General features: G+C 73.7%; 2 protein-coding genes and 1 pseudogene. 2 read left to right on the top strand and 1 reads right to left on the bottom strand.

Annotation, left to right across the window (positions count from 1 at the left end; genetic code table 11):
- Positions 1–1,182 (bottom strand): annotated as a pseudogene (locus E1298_RS51495) (hypothetical protein); the annotation flags it as partial.
- Between the two features lie 258 nt (positions 1,183–1,440).
- On the opposite strand from E1298_RS51495, the gene E1298_RS46000 reads away from it, so the two are divergent.
- Both E1298_RS46000 and E1298_RS45995 read left to right on the top strand, forming a co-directional pair.
- The gene (locus E1298_RS46000) at positions 1,441–1,836 is read left to right on the top strand and encodes a luciferase domain-containing protein (protein ID WP_131903665.1); all 396 of its coding nucleotides are present in this window, start codon (positions 1,441–1,443) and stop codon (positions 1,834–1,836) included.
- A gap of 240 nt (positions 1,837–2,076) precedes the next feature.
- Positions 2,077–2,586 (top strand): lytic polysaccharide monooxygenase auxiliary activity family 9 protein, encoded by a 510-nt coding sequence (locus tag E1298_RS45995; RefSeq protein ID WP_131903664.1) that lies wholly within the window; start codon positions 2,077–2,079, stop codon positions 2,584–2,586.
- The last annotated feature ends 53 nt before the right edge of the window (positions 2,587–2,639 follow it).

Genomic DNA, 2,639 nt, shown 5'->3' with positions numbered 1-2,639 from the left:
GCCCGCCCCGGCACCGGCGGCGAACACCAGCACGGCGACGGCGGCCGCCATAGAGCGCCGTTGGCGCGGGCTCCATCGCGCGCGTACGCCCCGCACCGGTGCGCTCCCGCCCGACGCGGTTCCGCCCGATGCGCTCCCGCCCGATGCGCGCCCGCCCGGGACGGCTCCGCCCGGTGCGGGGCCGTCTGGTGCGGGGCCGTCCGGGACGGCTCCGCTCGGTGTGGCTCCGCCCGGGACGGGGCCGCCCGGGAGGGGGCCGCCCGATGCGGTTCCGCCGGGTGCGGTTCCGCCTGGTGCGGGGCGGCCGGGTGCGGCTCCGTCCGGGACGGGGCCGTCCGGTGCGCGTCCGTCCGGTGCCTGCGCGGGGGCGGTCGCCTCGGCTGCCCTTAGCCGTTCTCGCAGGCCGTCCGCCTCGGATTGGACGGCGGCGAGCCGGCGGCGCAGCTCGGCCGCCTCGGCGCGGGCCGAGGCCAGGTCGTCCGGCGGGGGCACGTGCCGGAGGCGCTCGTAGGCGTCGACCCAGCGCGCGACCTCCGTCCCGGGCAGGCCGCAGGCCGCCGCGAAGTACCCGACCCTGGCCAGTTCGCGGTCGCTGGCCGCGCGCCAGCGGTCCTTCTGGAGCATCGCGCTGATCGTGGCGTCGGGCAGCGCGCCCCACGTGCGCTTCTCGATCTCCGACTGCCGGGGCGAGCCCGCCCAGACCCGCAGCTCCCTCAGCAGGGCGTAGAGCTCCCGGATGTCCCGGGCCGCGGCGGGGTCGGGCAGCGTGCGGTCACCGGTGAACACCGGCGCGACCCAGGGCAGGAACGTCACCGGGTGCCGCGCGGTGAGCCGCCGCCACGGGACCTTCGCCTGGTGGGCGTCGACGATCTTCGCGGGCTTGCCGTGCGCGTTCTGCTCGAAGGCCGCGCGCAGGGCGTCCCCCCGCTCGTCCCACAGCGCCTGCTCCGCCGCGCTCCACCGGCGGCGCGCCTCCGCCACCGCGCCGGCGTCGACGCCCGCCGCGACCAGGCACGCGCTGGCGATCTCCCACGACGCCAGCTCGCCGTCGCCCGCGAGCAAGGCCCGGACCGTCGTCTCCAGCAGGCCGGTGCGCCGCGCCAGCGCGCCCGGCTCGACCCCTCCCAGCCGGTCGACCAGATAACGGGTGAAGTCCGCCTTCCGGTCGAGATAGGAGTCCAACGCCAGCTCCGTCCGTTCCCCGCGTCCCTGCCCCGCGCCCGCCTCGGGACGATCACCTATGATGCGGTTCGGGCGATTGCGGAATGGGCGAGTTATCCGGAAGTTCGCGTCCTGGTGCCCATCCGTATGATCCATAGCCCCGTCCAGGACGCTTCCAGAGGCCGCCGGGGCTTCCTGGAAGGAACCAGGAACCTGGGAATCCCACCAGGACACCCGCGGACCGCCTCTACGCGCGGGTAGTCGGCCACGCTGGCGGCCATGAGACGAGGACGCCGCCCACGCTCCGTTTCTTACGCCGAACTGGCGCTCGGCCGCTTCCGGGACTGGCCGCTGACGGCATGCCGCGCCGACTGCCCGCCCGGCCGCGCCCTGTCCCTGGACGGCAGGCAGATCGTCCATCTGCACCAGGGGAATCTGGCCGAAGTGCTGCTCACCGAGCAGGTCGCCCGCCGCCTCACCGAGGCCCTCACCGCGTCCGGACGCGTCGCGATCCCTCCGGACACCGGCTGGGTCCAGGTCCATCTCGACACCGAGAGCGACCTGTTCCTGCTCCAGTCGCTGGTCAGCCTGGCGATCAAGGCCAACGCCCCCGTCCAGGGGCCGAGCCGCCGCGCCACCACGGCCTGCCCCCATGTGCGTCCGACCAGGGCATAGCGCCCGAATAGGGGCCGTGGAGCGCGGCCCGCGCACCGATTCCCGGCGGACGGGCGTTGTTGACATCAATTCGCCGCGGGGAGAAAATCAGTCTAATAGGAAACTTTCCTATTAGATTTTCCCTGGTCACGCACGGGAGGCCGTCATGGCGGCTCGCGCCCCGCCCCGTCCGCTCCGAGCCACGAACGTCCCCGCAGTGGCCGCCCCAGCGCGGCCATCACCACGAGATTCGGAGCTCCCATGAAGAAGAAGATCATCGCCGCTGCCTCGGGCGCGGCGCTCGCCCCCGCCTTCGTCGTGGTGCTCGCCGGTACGGCGAGCGCCCACGGCTACATCAACTCCCCGCCCAGCCGCCAGGCCCAGTGCGCCCAGGGCACCGTCCAGTGCGGCTCGATCAAGTACGAGCCCCAGAGCGTCGAGGGCCCCAAGGGCCTGCGCAGCTGCCACGGCGGCAACTCCGCGTTCGCCGAGCTCAGCGACGACAGCAAGGGCTGGCGCGCCACGTCGGTCGGCACGTCGGCGTCCTTCACCTGGACGTTCACCGCCGCCCACCGCACCAGCAACTGGGAGTACTACATCGGCGGCACGCGCGTCGGCGTGGTCAGCGGCAACAACGCCCAGCCCCCGCGCAACGTCACGCACAACATCAACCTGGGCGGCTTCACCGGCCGTCAGAAGCTGCTGGCGATCTGGAACATCGCCGACACGTCCAACGCCTTCTACGCCTGCGTGGACCTCCAGGTCGGCTGACCGGTAGAGCACCGGACGACCCTCTCGGGGGCGGCGCCCGCCACGATCGCGTG

The sequence above is a fragment of the Actinomadura rubrisoli genome (genome assembly GCF_004349215.1).
Classification (GTDB): domain Bacteria; phylum Actinomycetota; class Actinomycetes; order Streptosporangiales; family Streptosporangiaceae; genus Spirillospora; species Spirillospora rubrisoli.
Note: the sequence above shows the minus strand (reverse complement) of the source record. Positions and strands in the feature narration are given on the sequence as shown.